We start from the raw sequence: 17,854 nt of genomic DNA on the forward strand, positions 1-17,854 counted from the left end.
GTCCAATGGCACGCAATTTTCGGTTCCGGCGGTCACAATTGATGGCGTGACCGACCCCGGACGCAACCGGTCGGCGATCGACGAGATGCTCGATCGGGCCGTACGCGCCATCAACAGCGGCGACCGGGCCACCGCTGACGCACTCGCCGGGCGGGTCCTTGCCTTCGATCACGCCAACGTCGATGCCGAGGAACTGCTGGCGGCACCGGCAGACCATGGCGAGCTCAGACGGATCACGATCCTGTTCGCCGACCTCGTCGACTCCACCGCGTTGTCCACGCGCATCGAACCGGAGACCTACCGCACCGTCGTCGGGCACTACCGCGACGAGGTCATACGTCTGGTCAACGAATACGAAGGTCATATCGGCAACACCAAAGGCGACGGCCTGCTCGCCGTCTTCGGGCATCCGATCGCGCACGAGGACGACGTGCGCCGTGCCGTCCAGTCGGGCCTCGACATCACCCGGGCCGTCGCTCGGTTGAGCGAGCGGGTGCAGCGCCGGTTCGGCTTCGACATCGACGTCCGGGTCGGAATCCACCGCGGCCTGGTGTATCTCGACACCGCGCAGGACGACGTCTACGGGTTCGCCGCCAACCTCGCCGCCCGGATGTGCAGCATCGCCGAACCCGGCACGGTCGCGGTGTCCGAGGCCGTCGAACGGCTGATCCGCGACACCTTCCACCTCGAGCGCGGGGCGGCGACGAAGGTCAAGGGGGTCGAGGCCGAGGTCATCCCGTTCCGGGTGGTCACCGAACGCGAGATATCCACTCCCGCAATCGGTCCCCTGGTCGGCCGTCAGCGCGAGGTGCTCTACCTCGAGTCGGCCCTGGAGATGGCCAGGGCCGGCACGCTGCACATTCCAGGGGTTGCGTTCTGCGGCGATCCGGGTATCGGTAAGAGTCGACTGGCCCGTGCGGTGATCACCATGGCCGAGCGATCCGACGACGTCGTCCTGCAGGTGTTCGGTTCGCCATTTCACACCGACGTCGGCCTGCATCCGATCCGCAAGCTGTTGGAGCGTCGGTGCGGAATCACCCGCGCGGCAACACCACACGACCGGCTCGTCAAGCTGAGGTCAGAACTCGAAAGCCAGCACTTGAACGCCGAGAACCTGGTGCCCTGGCTCGCGCCGGTGCTTGGGCTCGGCCCCGAAGTCGGTTACGACCCCGCACCCGCCGAAGGGCACAAACTCCACGAGCACATCACCGCAGCCGTCACCGAGTACCTGTTGGCCTGTTCCACCGGACGGTGCGGCGTCATCGTCGCAGAGGACATGCACTGGTTCGACCCCTCGACGACCGACGTCGTACGAGCGCTGCTCAGTACGAAGACCGGCGGGATCCTGGTGGTGATGACCTCACGCGAACTGGACACCCTGCCCGGTGACCGTACTGAAAGCCATGTCTTCCAACTGGATCCGCTCACCGACAACGAGACCGACATCCTGGTCTCCGCGCTGCACCCCGACATGCCGGCGGCCGCGCGCGACACCGTCCGCCGACGGTGCGACGGGGTCCCCCTCTACATCGAGGAAGTGGTCGCCAAGCTCAAGGCGCAACCCGACGACGGCGGCGAATCGACGACGGTGCCGGACTCGCTCTACGAGGCGTTGTTCGCGCGGCTGCGTTCCAGCGAGGCCGACATCCGGGTGATTCAGGCGGCCGCCACGATCGGCAGCACGTTCGACCACACGTTGTTGGCTGCCGTGGTGGAGGCTGACCACGGGCAGCTGGACGGCGCGCTCGACGCGCTGCGCGATCACGCTGTGCTGGAACAGATCAGCGGTGACAGTTGGCGGTTCCGCCACGAACTGCTGCGCGAGGTCGCCGCCGAGTTGGCACCGCCCAGCATCCGGCAACGCCTGCACGGGCAGGTCGCCGATGCGCTGATCGCGGCGGCATCCCAGGACTGGCCGTTGATCGCGAACCATTTCGAGCAGGCGCACCGCTTCGGCGACGCCGTGTCGGCCTATCGGCAGGCGTCGGCGGTGGCCCGGCAGCGCGGGGCGCTCGACGAGGCCCGCAGATACCTGGATCGGGCGCTGCAGCAGTTCGACCGGCTGTCACCCGGACCCGACCGCGACGAGTTGGAGATGGACCTGCGGCTGCGCCACGGGTTCCTGGTCGCCGCCGCGGACGGGCCTGGAAGTGCCGAAACCGCAGCCGATTTCGAACGTTGTCTGCAGCTGTGCGGCACCGACCCCGACGCCGACGGCTTGTTCGCCACCCTGATGGCGCTGTTCACCTACTACGTCACCCGTGCCGATTTCATGCGCGCCCGACAGATCGTCGACTCGCTGCGGTTCGGTGTCGACGCGGGCCGCGAGTGGTGGCGCGCCGAGAACCTGGGCGGCGCCGCGACCGTGGCGTGGTTCGCCGGTGACTTCGCGGAGGCGTTGGAAAAGCAAGAGCAGGCCGACCGGTTGCTGGTCTCACGCGGCCAGCGCGACGTGGACGCCGAGTGGTTCATGCCCCACGACCCGATCGTGCTCGGCCTGTGCAGCCTCGGACTTGCGCGGTGGACGCGTGGGGATACCTGCGGCGCGGACGAGGCGTTGGCGCGCAGCGAGTCCCGGGCCACGGAGCTGAAGTTCCCGCAGGGCCCGTTCAGCCTCTGCTACCTGCGCTATCCGCAGATCTGGATCGCCCTGGAGTCGGGGTGCCTGGACCGGGCCGCCGAGTTGGCCGCCGACATGACCGAACGCGCGGAGCGTTACGGCTTCGATCAGTGGCGGGTGCTCGGGATGACGTTCATGAGCCTTTCGCCTGCGTTGGCTGCGCTGGAGGCCGGCCGTCGCGACGGTCCGGAGATATCGGCGGCCATCGGCGCAGTGAGCGCGTGGGTGCAGGCATGCCGGTTCCTCGGGGCGACCGTGTTCGTCCCGTCCTTCGACGGCCATCTCGCGCGGTTGCACATCGCCGCCGGCCGGCCGGCCGAGGCGCGCGTTCAGATCGACGCGGGGCTGCGCCTCGCCGAGCAGACCGGCATGCATTTCTACGACGCTGAACTGCTGCGACTCCGCGCCGCAACCCATGACGAGCCCGAGGCGCGCCGAGGGGATCTGGGCGCGGCGTTCGAGCTGGCCCGCCGGCAGGGGGCTGCCGTTTTCGCGATGCGCGCCGCGCTCGACGCGCAGCAGCTCAGCGCGGACACGCGGCTGCTACAGGAGGCGGCCGGGATGTTCCCGACCGACAGCGGATGCCGCGAATTGCAGCGCGCCAGAACAATTCTGGCGTCCTAGACGGACCGGTACACCTCGTACTCGACACCGAAACCCTCGCGGCACCGGCCGCGAGCGAGGAACACGCTCTGCTGCATCCACGCATACCGTGGGTCGCCGGTTTCGACCCGCGGGGTCGTCCGGAAGTACTGGTCCTCGAACGCGGTGGCGCTACCCGTCGCCAACGCCTCGGCGACCGCGGCGTTCATCTCGAGCAACCCGGTGTAGTGCATGTAGACGTGCGCACCATCGTCGGTGGCGAGCTGGAGCCGGACATCGATGCGCCCGAAGCCGTCGGGGGCGATGAGCAGCCAGTCACCGCCGCCGCCGACCGCGCGGGCGTTGAACCTCGCGCCCGTGGCCTCGCCCTCGATGACCTCGGCGTAGACCCGCTGCCCGAGTGGGCCGGCGCCGAAATCGATGGGCGGCTTGAGCGCGGCCCACAACGAGAACTCGTGCTGCATCTCGAGACCCATGACCCGCCCCCTCGCCCCCCCGGTTACCGGCGCCTCACACGATACGTCGTCACCCTTCTTTCGCGCGGCGTTCGCGATACGCGGCGACATGTTGGCGATTGCCGCAGTTTCCGGTGTCGCAGAACTTCCCGGAGCGGTTGCGCGACAGGTCGACCAGCACCGCGTCGCAGTCCGAGGCCGCGCACGTTTTCAGCCGGCGTAGTTCGCCGATGCGGATCAGGTCGGCCAGGGCCATCGCCATCTCCGCGCCCATGCGCTGCCACAGCGGGTCGTGCACCGACGCCAGGTGCAGATGCCACTCGGGCATCTCGGCGTGGCGGGTCAGCCACGGGGAGGCCTTGGTGTCGCTGAGCAACGCGTTGACCTGCCCGACGGTGCGCTCCTCGTCGTCGGCGACCGCCCAGATCTTGCCCAGCCGCGTGCGCAGCCGGTGCACCGATTCCAGCTCGGCGTCGTCGTGGTCGCGCCGCCCGGTCCAGCCGAAGCTGTCGAGGTAGGTGTTCAGCGACGGCATGTCGCCGAGTTGTTCACCGTCCACCCGGTTGCTGTTGATGAGCACGCAAGCCGCCCGAAGTGTGAGCTCGGTGTCATGACTGAAAAGCATTTGACTCATGACGCCTCTCGTCGCTAGTGTCAGGACCAAAGCTGATTTTACTCATTACATCTCTGGAGGTGCCGCAATGGCGGTCAAACCGCAGGACACCCGCCCGGCCGCGGACCATTTCCGGCTCGGACTGGTGCTCGCCGTCGCCTCGGCGCTGGCGTTCGGTTGCTCGGGACCGTTCGCCAAGGCGCTGATGGGTGCGGGCTGGAGCCCCACCGCGGCCGTCGTCGCCCGACTGGCGGGCGGCGCGCTGGTGATGGCCGTCGTCGCCACCGCGGTCCGGCGGGACTGGATACGCCAGGCGCTGCGCCATCCCGCGACCGTCGTCGCCTACGGCGCGATCCCGATCGCCGGCGCGCAGCTGTTCTACTACAACGCGGTCGCGCACCTGTCGGTCGGCGTCGCGCTGCTGCTGGAGTACACCGCGCCGATCCTGGTCGTCGGTTGGGTGTGGGCCACCAGCCGACGGCGCCCGACCGCGCTGACCCTGGCCGGCGTGGCGGCGGCCGTCGCGGGGATGACGCTGGTGCTCGACGTCTTCGCCGGCGCGCACATCAACCTCGTCGGTGTCGGCTGGGGTCTGGCCGCAGCGGTGTGTGCGGCCTGCTACTTCCTGATGTCGGCGAACGCCAACCACGCGCCCGGCGACGAGGGCATCGACCCGATCACGCTGTCGGCGGCGGGCCTGATCGTCGGTTCCGCCGTCGTCACGCTGCTCGGCGTCAGCGGCGTGATGCCGCTGACCTTCACCGCCAACGACACCGTCGTGGCCGGTCACACAGTGTCGTGGATCGTGCCGGTGATCGCGCTCGGCGTCATCGCCACCGCGGTCGCCTACACGCTGGGCATCATGGGCATCGCCCGGCTGCGTCCGCGCTTCGCGTCCCTGGTGGGGCTGTCGGAGGTGATGTTCGCGGTGCTCGCGGCCTGGCTGCTGGTCGGCGAGGCCATCACCCCGACGCAGGCGATCGGCGGGCTGGTCGTGCTGGCCGGCCTGGCGCTGGCCCGCGCCGGCGACCGGTCGGAATCGGTCACCGAGGCGACCTGGCCGGACGGCCCGGTCGCGGACCCGACCGCGGAAAAAGCCAGCTGTTAGCCGCCAGCCGCCTCGGTATGTGAATATGTCCGCGTGACTTTGCTGCGTGGAACGCTGGCGGCCGTCGTGGCCACCGCCGCACTCCTCGGCCCAGCGCCGCTGGCCGCGGCCCAGCCCGGTCCCCCGCCGGGTCCCATCGGTCCCGGTTACGACCCCGGCCCGGTGGCCGCCCCCAGTTCGTCGTGCCCCGACATCGAGGTGATCTTCGCCCGCGGCACCGACGACACCCCGGGCCTCGGCACGCCGGGCACCGCGTTCGTCAACGCCCTGCGCGGCATGGTCGGTGGCCGCAGCCTCAACGCGTACGCGGTGAACTACCCCGCCTCCTACGACTTCCTGGCGGCCGCCGACGGCGCCGCCGACGCCACCAACCGGGTCGCGATGATGGCCCAGCAGTGCCCGTCGACGCGGCTCGTGCTCGGCGGCTACTCGCAGGGCGCCGCGGTGATGGACATGCTGGCCGGCGTCCCACCGCTCGGCAACAAGATCGGCTCGATCGGTTCCGCGCCGCCGCTGCCCGCCAACCTGTTGCCCAACATCGCGGCCGTAGCGGTGTTCGGCAACCCCGCAGCGAAGTTCAGCAACCCGATGACCAGCTCGGTGTTCGGCGGGCGCGCCATCGACCTGTGCAAGGACGGCGACCCGATCTGCTCGCGCGGTCGTAACCCGTTCGCGCACAACGATTATGTGAGCACGGGACTGGTGCAGCAGGCCGCGAGCTTCGTCGCAGGCCGGGTGTGAATCACCCCGCCTCCGGCCCCCTTGCCGCGGTGATCGCGTTCGCATCTGGCGAATTATCCTGCCGCCGCGTTGATTAGTTCCGTTAAGATCGGCGGGGTGCAAAACGATCTTGTTCGCTCTTGGGTCCGTCGGGGCATGCTGCTCGCCGGGGCGGTCGTATTGGCGGTCGCCGGGCTGATCACTCCGGCCGCCGCGGTCGGGCCGGGCGGACTGCCCGTCGCCGCCGCCCAGTCGTGCCCGCCCGCCGAGCTCATCTTCGCGCGCGGCCGTACCGAGGCGCCGGGTGCGGGGGTGATCGGCAACGCGCTCATCAGCGCGATCCGCAACAAGACGGACAAGACCGTCAACCTCTACTCGGTGGCCTACCCGGCCGACTACCAGATCGACATCGGCGCCAACGACATGAGTGCACGCATCCAGGACATGGCCGGTCGGTGCCCCGACACCCGGCTGATCCTCGGCGGCTACTCGCTCGGCGCCGCGGTCACCGACGTGGTGCTGGCCGCGCCGATCGCCGCGTTCGGCTTCAAGAACCCGCTGCCGCCCGGCATGGACACCCACATCGCCGCGATCGCGTTGTTCGGCAACGGCGCCGCGTGGGTCGGGCCGATCACGAATTTCAGCCCGCTCTACCGCGAGCGCACCATCGAGCTCTGCCACGGCGCCGACCCGATCTGCAGCCCCGCCGACCCGAATACCTGGGAAGGCAACTGGCCTGACCACGCGGCGCGGGCGTACATCAACGCGGGCATGGTCAACCAGGCCGCGGACTTCGTCGTCGGCCGCATCTAACCGGGCGATTTCGGTGTAGTTAGATGCGCTGAGCGCAACCAACTACACCCGAATCACTTGTCGGCGATCCGCAGATCCCGCGTCACCCGGGTGCGGGCCTCGAGTTGGTCGTCGGGCGGATAGTCGACGCCGACGAGTGTCAACCCCTGCGGCGGGGCCGCCGCGAACTCGCTGGACCGTCGCTGCGCGGTCAACAACCCCGCGCACCAGGCGGGGTCGCGCCGGTGCTCGCCGACGGCGAGCAGCGCGCCGACCAGCGACCGCACCATCGACCAGCAGAACGCGTCGGCGCTCACCGATGCGGTGACCCGGTCGCCGTCGCGTGACCAGTCCAACCGCTGCAGTTCGCGGATGGTCGTCGCGCCCTCGCGGTGCCGGCAGAACGCGGCGAAGTCGTGCAGTCCCAACAGTTCCCGGGACGCGGCGGCCATGGCGTCCACATCGAGCGGTCGCGGCCACGCCGTGACGTATCGCGCGTCCTGCGGTTCGACACCGTACGGCGCCGTCGACAGCCGGTAGACGTAGTGCCGTCGCAGCGCCGAGAACCGGGCGTCGAAACCCGGTGCGGCCCGCGCGATTCGGAGCACGCGGACATCGGCGGGCAGGAACCGCCCGAGCCGTCGCACCAGTGGGAGGAACTCACTGTCGCCGGCGCGGGCGGACCGCGGATAGGCGTGCGGTAACGCGTCGGCGGGGACGTCGACATGCGCCACCTGACCGGTCGCGTGCACTCCGGAATCGGTGCGGCCCGCCGCGCGCAGCTGCACCGGCGTGCGGAACACCGTCGTCAACGCCTCGTCGAGCACCCCGGCCACCGTGCGCTGCCCGGCTTGCGCGGCCCACCCGGCGAATTCGGTTCCGTCGTAGGCGATATCGAGCCGAAGACGAACATGCCCGCCACCGGAGTCGATGGCGGGCATGTTCACAGAGCTGTCAGGACTTGTCGTCATCCTTGTCGGCTTCAGCCTCGTCAGCAGGAGCCTCGGCCTGGACCTCGCTCGACTCGGCCTTGGCCTCCTCGACCGACTCGTCCTCGGTCGGACCTTCGGCGGCCTCCGGCTCGACCGACGCCTGCGGCGCGGACGCGGCCGCAACCGCCTGCTCGGTCTTCTGCGACCCGGCCGCACGCCTGGCACGGTTGGCCTCCGACGTCACGGTCTTCTCCCGCACCAGCTCGATGACCGCCATCGGGGCGTTGTCGCCCTTGCGGTTCTCGACCTTGATGATGCGGGTGTAGCCGCCCTCGCGGTCGGCGAAGAACGGGCCGATCTCGGCGAACAACGTGTGCACGATGTCCTTGTCGCGGATCTTCTTCATCACCTCACGCCGGTTGTGCAGCGTGCCCTTCTTGGCGTGCGTGATGAGCTTCTCCGCATAGGGCCGCAATGCCCTCGCCTTGGGTTCGGTCGTCTTGATCCGGCCGTGCTCGAAGAGCGACGTGGCCAGGTTGGCCAGCAGCGCCTTCTGGTGGGAGGACGACCCGCCGAGGCGAGGGCCCTTGGTGGGCTTGGGCATTGCGACTATCTCCTATGTGGGGCCGACCCCCGTATCAGGTAGGGCCGGGACGGAATCTCTCTTGGGCGGGCGTAGCTGGGTGGGAAAGCCCTTAGAGTTGTTCGGTTTCGGCGTAGTCCTGGTTGTCGTCCAGGTCGTAGCTGGCATCGCTGTTCCAGGTGCCGGTGGCGACGTCGTAACCGGCGACCTCCGACGGATCGAACGTGGCCGGGCTGTCCTTGAGCGACAGACCGAGCTGGTGCAGCTTGATCTTCACCTCGTCGATGGACTTCTGACCGAAGTTGCGGATGTCCAGCAGGTCGGACTCCGTGCGGGCCACCAGCTCGCCCACCGTGTGCACACCTTCGCGCTTGAGGCAGTTGTACGACCGCACCGTGAGGTCCAGGTCGTCGATCGGCAGCGCGAAGCTGGCGATGTGGTCGGCCTCGGCGGGCGACGGGCCGATCTCGATGCCCTCGGCCTCGACGTTGAGTTCCCGTGCCAGACCGAACAACTCGACCAGCGTCTTACCGGCCGACGCCAGCGCGTCACGCGGGGTGATCGAGTTCTTGGTCTCGACGTCGAGGATCAGCTTGTCGAAGTCGGTGCGCTGCTCGACGCGGGTCGCCTCCACCTTGTAGGTGACCTTGAGCACCGGCGAGTAGATCGAGTCGACCGGGATGCGGCCGATCTCGGCACCCGACGCCTTGTTCTGCACGGCGGGCACGTAACCGCGGCCGCGCTCGACGACGAGCTCGACCTCGAGCTTGCCCTTGTCGTTGAGGGTGGCGATGTGCATCTCGGGGTTGTGCACCGTCACGCCGGCCGGCGGAACGATGTCGCCCGCGGTGACCTCACCGGGACCCTGCTTGCGCAGGTACATGGTGACCGGCTCGTCCTCCTCGGACGACACGACCAGGCCCTTGAGGTTCAAGATGATGTCGGTGACGTCTTCCTTGACGCCCGGCACCGTCGTGAACTCGTGCAGCACACCGTCGATGCGGATGCTGGTGACCGCCGCGCCCGGAATGGACGACAGCAGCGTGCGCCGAAGCGAATTGCCAAGGGTGTAACCGAAACCCGGCTCCAGCGGTTCGATGACGAACTGGGAGCGGTTCTCGGCCTTGACCTCTTCGGACAGAGTGGGTCGCTGAGAAATCAGCATTGTTTCTTTCCTCCTCTACGGCACCCGCTATTTGATGCCGCAATCCCAAACCGCCATCTGGGCGGCGGGAAGTATTACTTCGAGTAGAGCTCGACGATCAGCTGCTCGGACAGCGGGATGTCGATCTGCGCGCGCTCCGGAAGCTGGTGCACCAGGATGCGCTGACGCTCGCCGACGACCTGCAGCCACGACGGGATCGGGCGCTCGCCCGCGGTCTGCCGGGCCACCTCGAAAGGCAGCGTGTTGAGCGACTTCTCCTTGACATCGATGATGTCGTACTGCGAGACGCGGTAGCTGGGGATGTCGACCTTCACGCCGTTGACCAGGAAGTGGCCGTGGCTGACCAACTGGCGGGCCATGCGCCGGGTGCGGGCCAGGCCCGCGCGGTACACGACGTTGTCCAACCGGCTCTCGAGGATGCGCAGCAGGTTGTCACCGGTCTTGCCGGGCAGCCGGTTGGCCTCTTCGTAGTAGCGGCGGAACTGCTTTTCCATCACGCCGTAGGAGAAACGCGCCTTCTGCTTCTCCTGCAGCTGCAGGCGGTATTCGCTCTCCTTGATCCGCGCACGGCCGTGCTGGCCGGGCGGGTAGGGGCGCTTCTCGAACGACTGATCGCCGCCGACCAGGTCGACGCCGAGGCGACGCGACTTGCGGGTTGCGGGTCCGGTATAACGAGCCATTTTTCAAATCCTCCCTAGACCCGGCGCCGCTTCGGCGGACGGCAGCCGTTGTGCGGCTGCGGCGTGACGTCGGCGATCGCGCCGACCTCGAGGCCGGCGGCCTGCAGCGAACGGATCGCGGTCTCACGGCCCGAACCCGGGCCCTTGACGAACACGTCGACCTTCTTCACGCCGTGCTCCTGCGCCTTGCGGGCAGCGTTCTCGGCGGCCAGCTGCGCGGCGAACGGCGTCGACTTGCGCGAGCCCTTGAAGCCGACGTGTCCCGACGACGCCCAGGCAATGACGTTGCCCTGCGGATCGGTGATCGACACGATCGTGTTGTTGAACGTGCTCTTGATGTGGGCGGCGCCGTGCGGGACGTTCTTCTTTTCCCTGCGACGGGTCTTCTGCCCCTTCTTGGGGGCGCCCTTCTTTGCCTGTGCCATCGGGGGTTACCTGGCCTTCTTCTTGCCGGCGATGGTGCGCTTCGGGCCCTTGCGGGTGCGCGCATTGGTCTTGGTCCGCTGGCCGCGCACCGGCAGGCCGCGACGGTGCCGCAGGCCCTGGTAGCAGCCGATCTCGATCTTGCGGCGGATGTCGGCCTGGACCTCGCGGCGCAGGTCGCCCTCCACCTTGAGGTTGGCTTCGATGTAGTCGCGCAGCTGGGTGACCTGATCATCGGTCAGGTCCTTGGTGCGCAGGTCCCGGTCGATGCCGGTGGAGTCCAGGATTTCCTGGGAACGGGTACGGCCGATGCCGTAGATGTAGGTCAGCGCGATCTCCATGCGCTTGTCGCGCGGAAGATCGACGCCCATGAGACGTGCCATCAGGCAGTGTTCCTTCTTCTATGCGGAGGTCTTGTCCCAGTCCGTTCCCGCCTCGCGGGGTTCGGCCTCCAACCGAACGTGCTCGAGCGGCTCATCCGCTCAGTGGCACTGGGATTTCGTCATTCAGTTGTCGGCGAGCAGAGGTGGGTCTCAGCCCTGCCGCTGCTTGTGGCGTGGATCTGAGCAGATCACCATGACCCGCCCATGCCGGCGGATCACCCTGCACTTGTCGCAGATGGGCTTGACGCTCGGGTTCACCTTCACGGCTGTTCGATCCTGTCCTTGTCTTGTCTTCTTGCGAGTTACTTGTACCGATACACGATGCGGCCCCGGGACAGGTCGTAGGGAGACAGCTCCACCACGACGCGGTCCTCGGGCAGGATGCGGATGTAGTGCTGCCGCATCTTGCCGCTGATGTGGGCGAGCACCTTGTGTCCGTTCTCCAGCTCAATGCGGAACATCGCATTGGGCAGGGGTTCGACCACGCGGCCCTCGACCTCGATGGCACCGTCTTTCTTGGCCATTGGTTTCGGAGATCCTCCGTGTCCGTCTAGATAGTTGGCGCCTTCTGGCGCAGAATCGCTCCGACTACAAAACGTGAGCCAGTAGCCAGAAATTCCAGACAAAGGCACGCAAGAGTCGGCGCGCTAACCGCACCGTTGGTCCATGTTACCCGGTCCGGCGTCGTCACCAAAATCGTCGAACCCGCAGGTAGCGCCCGACACCGGAGGACAGATGACCGCGCTGTTCATCGCTTTGATCATCATCGGTGTCGTCGACGTCGCCGTCATGCTGACGATCGACACCTTCATCCGCCTCAGCGGGCGAAAGGACCCCGGTGCCTGGCATCTGGTGCGGGCGGCGGGCTTCGTGGCCGCCGGTATCGGAGGGCTCGCGATGGTCTGGGGCGGCATCGGCGAGTTCGGTTTCAGCATCGTCACCGTCGTCATGCTGGGCGCCGCGGCGGCGCTCATCTACAAGGTGATCGTCCCCTACACGCGCCGGCGCTGGCCGAGCCCGCCGTCCGACCCGGCCGACCAGCAACGGGTACGTCCCGGCTGACCCCGTATTCGCTGGACAAGCGGCGCATACTTGATCACGATGACCGCGCCTGAAAACCAGCCCCGCAGACCCGCCATCTTCACCGTCGACGACGACCCGGCGGTTTCGCGTGCCGTCGCGCGCGATCTGCGCCGCCACTACGGGGAGCGCTACCGCGTCGTGCGGGCCGAGTCCGGCGCCGACGCCATCGACACCCTCAAGGAACTCAAGCTGCGCGGCGACACCGTCGCGGTGTTCGTCGCCGACTACCGGATGCCGCAGATGAGCGGTATCGAATTCCTCGAGAAGGCGATGGACTTCTTCCCGCTGGCGCGCCGCGTGCTGCTGACCGCCTACGCCGACACGCACGCGGCGATCGACGCCATCAACGTCGTCGACCTCGACCACTACCTGCTCAAGCCGTGGGACCCGCCGGAGGAGAAGCTCTACCCGGTGCTCGACGGGCTGCTCGAGGAGTGGCGCGCGGTCGGCGATCGCGCGATGCCGTACACCAAGGTGATCGGCCACCGCTACAGCGACCGCTCGTGGGAGGTGCGCCAGTTCCTGGCCCGCAACGAGTACTCGTTCCGGTCCGTCGACGCCGAGAGCCAGAAGGGCCAGCAGCTGCTGGAGGCCGCGGGCCTCGACGGCAGCAAGCTGCCCGTCGTCATCACCGAGAAGGGCGAGACGCTGGTCGAGCCGAGGGACGCCGAACTGGCGTCGCTGCTCGGCCTGTCCACCGCCCCGCAGCTGGAGATGTATGACCTCGCGGTGATCGGCGGCGGCCCGGCCGGTCTGGCGGCCGCGGTGTACGGCGCCTCCGAGGGCCTCAAGACCGTGCTGATCGAGCGGGCCACCACCGGCGGGCAGGCCGGGCGCAGCTCGAAGATCGAGAACTACCTCGGCTTCGAGAACGGTGTCTCGGGAGCCAGCCTCACCACGACGGCCCGCAGGCAGGCCGAGCGCTTCGGCGCGGAGGTGATCACCACCCAGGAGGCCGGCAGGCTGAAGGTCGGCGGTGTGGGCGCCGCCCATTCCATCCAGCTCAGCGACCACAGCACCATCGGCGCGCGCGCCGTCATCCTCGCCACCGGCGTCGAGTACCGCGAACTGCAGGTCAGTGGGTGTCGCGCGACGCCGGACGACCCGTCGGAGGCCAACTTCGTCGGGCGCGGCGTCTTCTACGGCGCCTCGGTGTCCGACAACTCCGAATGCGCCGGTGAGGACGTCTACATCGTCGGCGGCGCGAATTCGGCGGGCCAGGCCGCGATGTACATGTCGCAGACCGCCAAGTCGGTGACCATGCTGATCCGCGGGCCGTCGCTGGAAGCGGGCATGTCGCAGTACCTCGTCGACCGGATCCGGCGCACCCCCAACATCGTCGTCCGGACCTGCACCGAGGTGGTCGGCACCGTCGCCGAGGGCGACCACCTCTCAGGGCTGGTCGTGCGCGACAAGCAGACCGGTGAGACCGAACAGGTCGGCTGCGACCGGATGTGCTGCTTCATCGGCGCGACCCCGCGCACCGATTGGCTCGAGGAGGCGGGAATAGCCCGCGACGACCACGGTTTCATCCTGTCGGGACCGGATCTGCGCGAGAAGGTGGGCTGGACGTTGGACCGCCCGCCGCATCACCTGGAAACAAGCGTCCCGGGTGTCTTTGTTGCAGGAGACGTGCGATCGGAATCCGCCAAGCGGGTCGCGGCCGCCGTCGGCGAAGGATCGATGGCCGTGATGCTGGTGCACCGCTACCTGGCGGAAGCTTAGAGAGGGAAGTCCCATGGGCGAACAGTGCGTGCGCGACGAGCTTCGGACGCTGTTCCTGTTCGAGAAGCTCAGCGACGAACAACTCGACACGCTCTGCGAGGCCGGCAGCATCGAGACGTTTCCCGCCGGGCCCGTCTGCGTCGAGGGTGAGCCGGCGTCCTGCTTCTACGTGATGATCGACGGCGAGCTGATCATGTCGAAGCGCTCCGGCGGCGTCGACATCCAGACCAACCGCACCTCCCAGCGCGGCGTGTACTTCGGCGCGTGGTCGGCGTACGTCCCCGGCGAGGAGCACATCTACGAAGCGTCGGTGCGGCTGACCAAACCGTCGCGCTGCTTCGTCCTGGATTCGAGCGCGTTTGCCCGCTTCATGCAGACCGAGTTCCCGATGGCCGTGCACCTGCTCGAGGGGCACCGTGTCGGCGGGCGCCGGCAGAACCAGATCATCGGCCAGCGGGAGAAGCTGCTGGCGCTGGGCACCATCACCGCCGGGCTGACCCATCAGCTCAACAACCCGGCCGCGGCCACCGCCCGTGCGGTCGCCGATCTGCGCGAGACCGTCGGCAAGATGCGCCACAAGCTCTCGATGCTCGCCGACGGGAAGTTCAGCCCCGAGGCGCTGCGCGCGCTGGTGCGGATCCAGGACGACGTCGCCGAGCAGGTCGCCAAGAACCGCGATGTCGAACTGTCGGCGCTGGAGGCGTCCGACCGTGAGGACGCGATCGGCGACTGGCTCGAAGCGCACGACATCCCCGGCGCCTGGGACTACGCGCCGACGTTCGTCGAAGCCGGCCTCGACACCGATTGGCTCGAACGCGTGCACGCCTCCGTCGAGGAGGTCGACGCCACCGCGTCGCTGCAGGCCGCGGTCGGATGGTTGAAGTACACCATCGACAACGAGCTGCGGATGAACGAGATCGGTGAGGCCAGCAAGCGGATCTCCGCGCTGCTCGCCGGCGCCAAGCAGTACTCCCAGATGGACCGCGGGGCCTACCAGCGCGCCGACGTGCACGAACTTCTGCGCAGCACGCTGATGATGTTCGGCGACAAGATCGGCATGGAGCGCAAGGGCAAACCCGTCACCCTGGTCAAGGACATGGACAAGACGCTGCCCGAATTGCATTGCTACCCCGGCGATCTCAACCAGGTGTGGACCAACATCATCGAGAACGCGGTCCAGGCGATGGACGGGCACGGCACGCTGACGATCCGCACGGCGCGCGAGAACGACCAGATGATCCGGGTGGAGATCTGCGACGACGGGCCCGGTATCCCCGAGGACATCGTCGACCGGATCTTCACGCCGTTCTTCACCACCAAGCCGTTCGGCCAGGGCACCGGCCTCGGCCTGGATCTGGCCTGGCGGATCGTGGTGGAAAAGCACGGCGGGAACATCTCGGTACAGTCGCAGCCCGGCGACACCCGGTTCGTCGTGTGCCTGCCGCTGGTGGCCCCCGCCCCGGTGGTGCCGACACCCGGCGAATTGTCCGCCGCCGGCACGGAATAGCCGCGACGCCGCCCGCGGTTGACCCGATCATGACCAAACCCCAGCTCGGCACCTATGGCACCTTCGGCCTCTACTCGATGTGGCAGCAACTGAGTCCCGATCAGCTGCGCGCGATCGAAGACCTCGGCTACGGCGCGATCTGGGCCGGCGGCTCCCCCGCCGCCGACCTGCCGTGGGTCGAGCCGATCCTGGAGGCCACCTCGACGCTCAAGGTGGCGACGGGCATCGTCAACATCTGGACCGCCGACGCCGGCCCGGTCAGCGAGTCCTACCACCGCATCGAGAACGCCTACCCCGGGCGTTTCCTGCTCGGCATCGGCGTCGGCCACCCCGAGGCGCACACCGAATACAAGAAGCCCTACGACGCGCTCACCGAGTACCTCGACAAGCTTGACGAGTACGGCGTGCCGCAGGACCGCCGGGTGGTGGCCGCGCTGGGCCCGCGCGTGCTGAAGCTGTCTGCGAACCGGGCCGCGGGCCCGCATCCGTACCTGACCACACCCGAGCACACCGCCGAGGCCCGCGAACTGCTCGGCCCGGACGCGTTCATCGCTCCCGAGCACAAGGTGGTGCTGACCACCGACGCGGAGGCGGCCCGCGCGGCCGGCCGCAAGACGCTCGACGTCTACCTGAACCTGACGAACTACCTCAACAGCTGGAAGCGGCTGGGCTTCACCGACGAGGAGGTCGCCAAGCCGGGCAGTGACCGGCTTGTCGACGCCGTGGTGGCGTATGGCACCGTCGACTCCATCGCCGCACGGCTGAAGGAGCATCTCGACGCGGGCGCCGACCATGTGCCCGTGCAGGTGCTCACCGAACCGGACAAGCTGGTGGACGCGTTGGCAGAATTGGCGGGTCCGCTCGGCCTGAAGTGACGTCACCACCGAAGGGATCGCATGACTGAGCTCAAGCCCGACCTCGGCCGCTACGGCGTCTGGACGTTCGGCACCCCCACCCCCGAGCAGGCCGTCGAAATCGAGAAGCTCGGATACGGCGCGGTGTGGATCGGCGGGTCGCCCGCGGGTGACCTCAACTACGTCGAACCCATCCTCGAGCGCACCGAGAACCTGACCGTCGCCACCGGCATCGTCAACGTGTGGACCGCCGCGGCCCAGGAGGTCGCCGAGGCGTACCACCGCGTCGAGGATGCCTATCCCGGCCGGTTTCTGCTGGGCATCGGGATCGGCCATCCCGAGCACACCGAGGAGTACCGCAAGCCCTACGACGTCCTGGTCGAGTATCTCGACGTGCTCGACGCGGCGAAGGTGCCGACCAGCCGGCGCGTGCTCGCGGCGCTCGGGCCCAAGGTGTTGCAGCTGGCTGCCCGGCGCAGCGCGGGCGCACACCCGTACCTGACGACCCCGCAGCACACCGGCGAGGCGCGGAACCTGCTGGGGCCGACGGTGTTTCTGGCGCCCGAGCACAAGGTGGTGCTGGCACGCGACGCCGAGGCGTCCCGCGAGATCGGCCGCCAGGCGGTCGACTTCTACCTGAACCTGTCGAACTACCTGAACAACTGGAAGCGGCTGGGCTTCACCGACGACGACCTCGCCAAGCCCGGCAGCGACCGGTTCGTCGACGCGGTCGTCGCGCACGGGACACCCGAGGCGATCGCCGCCCGCCTCGAGGAGCACCTCGAGGCCGGTGCCGACCACGTGACGATCCAGGTGCTCGGCGGGTGGGATGTGCTGCTGCCGACGCTTACGGAGCTGGCCGGACCACTCGGGCTCAAGGGCTAGCTGCACTCGTTTGTGCGCGGGTCACCCCAGCTGCTGCAACCGCTCATGGATGGACATGGCCAGTCGTTCGTCGACGGTGAGGTGGAGGTACAGGGGCTCGAACGCTGCGGGAAGTTTGCCTCGCAGCGCCAGCCTCTGCAGGTGCTCCAACCGCAGCAGCGCATCGTTGACGAAACCGGCCATGTCCTGGACAAGACCGTTGAACAGCCGGACTGTGTCCGCCATGAGGTCGGCGGATTCGTCTGGCGGCAACCACATTCGGCACTCCTCGGCGTTCGAGAGCACCTGCTGGTAGCAGTCACCGAAGACGTGGGCTGCCGCGACGATGGCCGAGCCGTCCGCAACGTCCTCGTTGTTGGGCGCACCGAAGACCGCCGCGAGAGCGGGGTCGGCGAGCAGGCTCGTGAACTTGGCAACCCCGTTCTGCGCATCGCACAGACGCTCCGATACGAACCACGCGACGTCCGGGTCTGACAGCAGCACGCCCTCCGGCATCACCGGCGAGCCCAACACCTGCGCTATCTTGCGCTCCTCCAGCGCCGCCCAGCGATGGACCAGCACCGACGCGAACGCCGCCCAGGTCCAGCACACCGGCCTGTCCCTGATCATCCGTTCGACCAGGTCCGGTGTGGGAACGACATCCGCGATGCGATTCATGAGCTCACGTTAGGAGCGGGCACCGACAGAATCGGTCCTCCGACCAGCGCCCGCCCCGCGAGTGAG

20 protein-coding genes are annotated in these 17,854 nt (G+C 68.1%); 9 read left to right on the top strand and 11 right to left on the bottom strand.

Features of this window, described 5'->3' with window-relative positions; all coding sequences use genetic code 11:
- The first annotated feature begins 46 nt into the window (after positions 1 to 46).
- Positions 47 to 3,244 (top strand): ATP-binding protein, encoded by a 3,198-nt coding sequence (locus tag BLW81_RS28665; RefSeq protein WP_235632123.1) that lies wholly within the window; start codon positions 47 to 49, stop codon positions 3,242 to 3,244.
- Here BLW81_RS28665 and BLW81_RS28670 read toward each other — a convergent pair.
- Both BLW81_RS28670 and BLW81_RS28675 read right to left on the bottom strand, forming a co-directional pair.
- Entirely contained in the window at positions 3,241 to 3,699 is a 459-nt protein-coding gene (locus BLW81_RS28670; RefSeq protein ID WP_083410153.1) for a DUF3237 domain-containing protein, read from the bottom strand. The genes BLW81_RS28665 and BLW81_RS28670 overlap by 4 nt on opposite strands.
- A gap of 49 nt (positions 3,700 to 3,748) precedes the next feature.
- Positions 3,749 to 4,303: a CGNR zinc finger domain-containing protein gene (locus BLW81_RS28675; RefSeq protein WP_083410154.1), complete on the bottom strand. Its 555-nt coding sequence runs from the start codon at positions 4,301 to 4,303 to the stop codon at positions 3,749 to 3,751.
- A 76-nt stretch (positions 4,304 to 4,379) separates the two neighbouring features.
- On the opposite strand from BLW81_RS28675, the gene BLW81_RS28680 reads away from it, so the two are divergent.
- The 3 genes from BLW81_RS28680 (at position 4,380) to BLW81_RS28690 (ending at position 6,932) form a co-directional block, all read left to right on the top strand.
- Entirely contained in the window at positions 4,380 to 5,399 is a 1,020-nt protein-coding gene (locus BLW81_RS28680) for an EamA family transporter (RefSeq protein WP_083410155.1), read from the top strand.
- Between the two features lie 39 nt (positions 5,400 to 5,438).
- A complete protein-coding gene (locus BLW81_RS28685; RefSeq protein WP_083410881.1) occupies positions 5,439 to 6,140 on the top strand; it encodes a cutinase family protein in 702 nt (233 codons plus the stop codon).
- Between the two features lie 135 nt (positions 6,141 to 6,275).
- The gene (locus BLW81_RS28690; RefSeq protein WP_083410156.1) at positions 6,276 to 6,932 is read left to right on the top strand and encodes a cutinase family protein; all 657 of its coding nucleotides are present in this window, start codon (positions 6,276 to 6,278) and stop codon (positions 6,930 to 6,932) included.
- A gap of 53 nt (positions 6,933 to 6,985) precedes the next feature.
- On the opposite strand, the gene truA is transcribed toward BLW81_RS28690, so the two are convergent.
- The 8 genes from truA to infA all read right to left on the bottom strand — a co-directional run bounded on the left by truA (position 6,986) and on the right by infA (position 11,601).
- Entirely contained in the window at positions 6,986 to 7,852 is an 867-nt protein-coding gene (gene truA, locus BLW81_RS28695) for a tRNA pseudouridine(38-40) synthase TruA (RefSeq protein WP_235632125.1), read from the bottom strand.
- A 13-nt stretch (positions 7,853 to 7,865) separates the two neighbouring features.
- Entirely contained in the window at positions 7,866 to 8,447 is a 582-nt protein-coding gene (gene rplQ, locus BLW81_RS28700) for a 50S ribosomal protein L17 (RefSeq protein ID WP_083410158.1), read from the bottom strand.
- 91 nt (positions 8,448 to 8,538) lie between these two features.
- Positions 8,539 to 9,591, bottom strand: a complete 1,053-nt coding sequence (locus tag BLW81_RS28705) for a DNA-directed RNA polymerase subunit alpha (RefSeq protein ID WP_083410159.1) — start codon at positions 9,589 to 9,591, stop codon at positions 8,539 to 8,541.
- 74 nt (positions 9,592 to 9,665) lie between these two features.
- Positions 9,666 to 10,271 carry a 30S ribosomal protein S4 gene (gene rpsD, locus BLW81_RS28710; RefSeq protein ID WP_069413067.1) on the bottom strand — a complete coding sequence of 202 codons (606 nt, stop codon included), beginning with the start codon at positions 10,269 to 10,271 and terminating at the stop codon, positions 9,666 to 9,668.
- Positions 10,272 to 10,285: 14 nt separating this feature from the next.
- A complete protein-coding gene (gene rpsK / locus BLW81_RS28715) occupies positions 10,286 to 10,696 on the bottom strand; it encodes a 30S ribosomal protein S11 (protein WP_011895801.1) in 411 nt (136 codons plus the stop codon).
- A gap of 6 nt (positions 10,697 to 10,702) precedes the next feature.
- Positions 10,703 to 11,077: a 30S ribosomal protein S13 gene (gene rpsM, locus BLW81_RS28720; protein ID WP_083410160.1), complete on the bottom strand. Its 375-nt coding sequence runs from the start codon at positions 11,075 to 11,077 to the stop codon at positions 10,703 to 10,705.
- Positions 11,078 to 11,227: 150 nt separating this feature from the next.
- Entirely contained in the window at positions 11,228 to 11,341 is a 114-nt protein-coding gene (gene rpmJ, locus BLW81_RS28725; protein ID WP_003879483.1) for a 50S ribosomal protein L36, read from the bottom strand.
- A 38-nt stretch (positions 11,342 to 11,379) separates the two neighbouring features.
- Positions 11,380 to 11,601 (bottom strand): translation initiation factor IF-1, encoded by a 222-nt coding sequence (gene infA / locus BLW81_RS28730; RefSeq protein WP_003418601.1) that lies wholly within the window; start codon positions 11,599 to 11,601, stop codon positions 11,380 to 11,382.
- Between the two features lie 211 nt (positions 11,602 to 11,812).
- Here infA and BLW81_RS28735 point away from each other — a divergent pair, with 211 nt between their 5' ends.
- Genes BLW81_RS28735 through BLW81_RS28755 form a run of 5 tightly spaced genes read left to right on the top strand, consistent with a single transcriptional unit; the run spans position 11,813 to position 17,131 of the window.
- Entirely contained in the window at positions 11,813 to 12,139 is a 327-nt protein-coding gene (locus BLW81_RS28735) for a hypothetical protein (protein ID WP_083410161.1), read from the top strand.
- A gap of 39 nt (positions 12,140 to 12,178) precedes the next feature.
- Positions 12,179 to 13,885 (top strand): response regulator, encoded by a 1,707-nt coding sequence (locus BLW81_RS28740; RefSeq protein ID WP_083410162.1) that lies wholly within the window; start codon positions 12,179 to 12,181, stop codon positions 13,883 to 13,885.
- Positions 13,886 to 13,898: 13 nt separating this feature from the next.
- Positions 13,899 to 15,392 carry an ATP-binding protein gene (locus BLW81_RS28745; protein WP_083410163.1) on the top strand — a complete coding sequence of 498 codons (1,494 nt, stop codon included), beginning with the start codon at positions 13,899 to 13,901 and terminating at the stop codon, positions 15,390 to 15,392.
- A gap of 29 nt (positions 15,393 to 15,421) precedes the next feature.
- A complete protein-coding gene (locus tag BLW81_RS28750) occupies positions 15,422 to 16,267 on the top strand; it encodes an LLM class F420-dependent oxidoreductase (protein ID WP_083410164.1) in 846 nt (281 codons plus the stop codon).
- A gap of 21 nt (positions 16,268 to 16,288) precedes the next feature.
- Entirely contained in the window at positions 16,289 to 17,131 is an 843-nt protein-coding gene (locus BLW81_RS28755) for an LLM class F420-dependent oxidoreductase (protein ID WP_083410165.1), read from the top strand.
- 21 nt (positions 17,132 to 17,152) lie between these two features.
- Here BLW81_RS28755 and BLW81_RS28760 read toward each other — a convergent pair whose 3' ends face one another.
- On the bottom strand, positions 17,153 to 17,788 hold the full coding sequence (locus tag BLW81_RS28760; protein ID WP_083410166.1) for a hypothetical protein: 636 nt from the start codon (positions 17,786 to 17,788) through the stop codon (positions 17,153 to 17,155).
- Positions 17,789 to 17,854 lie beyond the last annotated feature (66 nt).

Source organism: Mycolicibacterium rutilum (assembly GCF_900108565.1).
GTDB lineage: Bacteria > Actinomycetota > Actinomycetes > Mycobacteriales > Mycobacteriaceae > Mycobacterium > Mycobacterium rutilum.

Excerpts from the sequence above, each read along its gene's own strand:
- BLW81_RS28670 (WP_083410153.1), bottom strand. The coding sequence starts at position 3,699 with ATGGGTCTCGAGATGCAGCACGAGTTCTCGTTGTGGGCCGCGCTCAAG.
- BLW81_RS28675 (WP_083410154.1), bottom strand. The coding sequence starts at position 4,303 with ATGCTTTTCAGTCATGACACCGAGCTCACACTTCGGGCGGCTTGCGTG.
- BLW81_RS28680 (WP_083410155.1), top strand. The coding sequence starts at position 4,380 with ATGGCGGTCAAACCGCAGGACACCCGCCCGGCCGCGGACCATTTCCGG.
- BLW81_RS28690 (WP_083410156.1), top strand. The coding sequence starts at position 6,276 with ATGCTGCTCGCCGGGGCGGTCGTATTGGCGGTCGCCGGGCTGATCACT.
- truA (WP_235632125.1), bottom strand. The coding sequence starts at position 7,852 with ATGCCCGCCATCGACTCCGGTGGCGGGCATGTTCGTCTTCGGCTCGAT.
- rplQ (WP_083410158.1), bottom strand. The coding sequence starts at position 8,447 with ATGCCCAAGCCCACCAAGGGCCCTCGCCTCGGCGGGTCGTCCTCCCAC.
- BLW81_RS28705 (WP_083410159.1), bottom strand. The coding sequence starts at position 9,591 with ATGCTGATTTCTCAGCGACCCACTCTGTCCGAAGAGGTCAAGGCCGAG.
- rpsD (WP_069413067.1), bottom strand. The coding sequence starts at position 10,271 with ATGGCTCGTTATACCGGACCCGCAACCCGCAAGTCGCGTCGCCTCGGC.
- rpsK (WP_011895801.1), bottom strand. The coding sequence starts at position 10,696 with ATGGCACAGGCAAAGAAGGGCGCCCCCAAGAAGGGGCAGAAGACCCGT.
- rpsM (WP_083410160.1), bottom strand. The coding sequence starts at position 11,077 with ATGGCACGTCTCATGGGCGTCGATCTTCCGCGCGACAAGCGCATGGAG.
- infA (WP_003418601.1), bottom strand. The coding sequence starts at position 11,601 with ATGGCCAAGAAAGACGGTGCCATCGAGGTCGAGGGCCGCGTGGTCGAA.
- BLW81_RS28735 (WP_083410161.1), top strand. The coding sequence starts at position 11,813 with ATGACCGCGCTGTTCATCGCTTTGATCATCATCGGTGTCGTCGACGTC.
- BLW81_RS28740 (WP_083410162.1), top strand. The coding sequence starts at position 12,179 with ATGACCGCGCCTGAAAACCAGCCCCGCAGACCCGCCATCTTCACCGTC.
- BLW81_RS28745 (WP_083410163.1), top strand. The coding sequence starts at position 13,899 with ATGGGCGAACAGTGCGTGCGCGACGAGCTTCGGACGCTGTTCCTGTTC.
- BLW81_RS28750 (WP_083410164.1), top strand. The coding sequence starts at position 15,422 with ATGACCAAACCCCAGCTCGGCACCTATGGCACCTTCGGCCTCTACTCG.
- BLW81_RS28755 (WP_083410165.1), top strand. The coding sequence starts at position 16,289 with ATGACTGAGCTCAAGCCCGACCTCGGCCGCTACGGCGTCTGGACGTTC.
- BLW81_RS28760 (WP_083410166.1), bottom strand. The coding sequence starts at position 17,788 with ATGAATCGCATCGCGGATGTCGTTCCCACACCGGACCTGGTCGAACGG.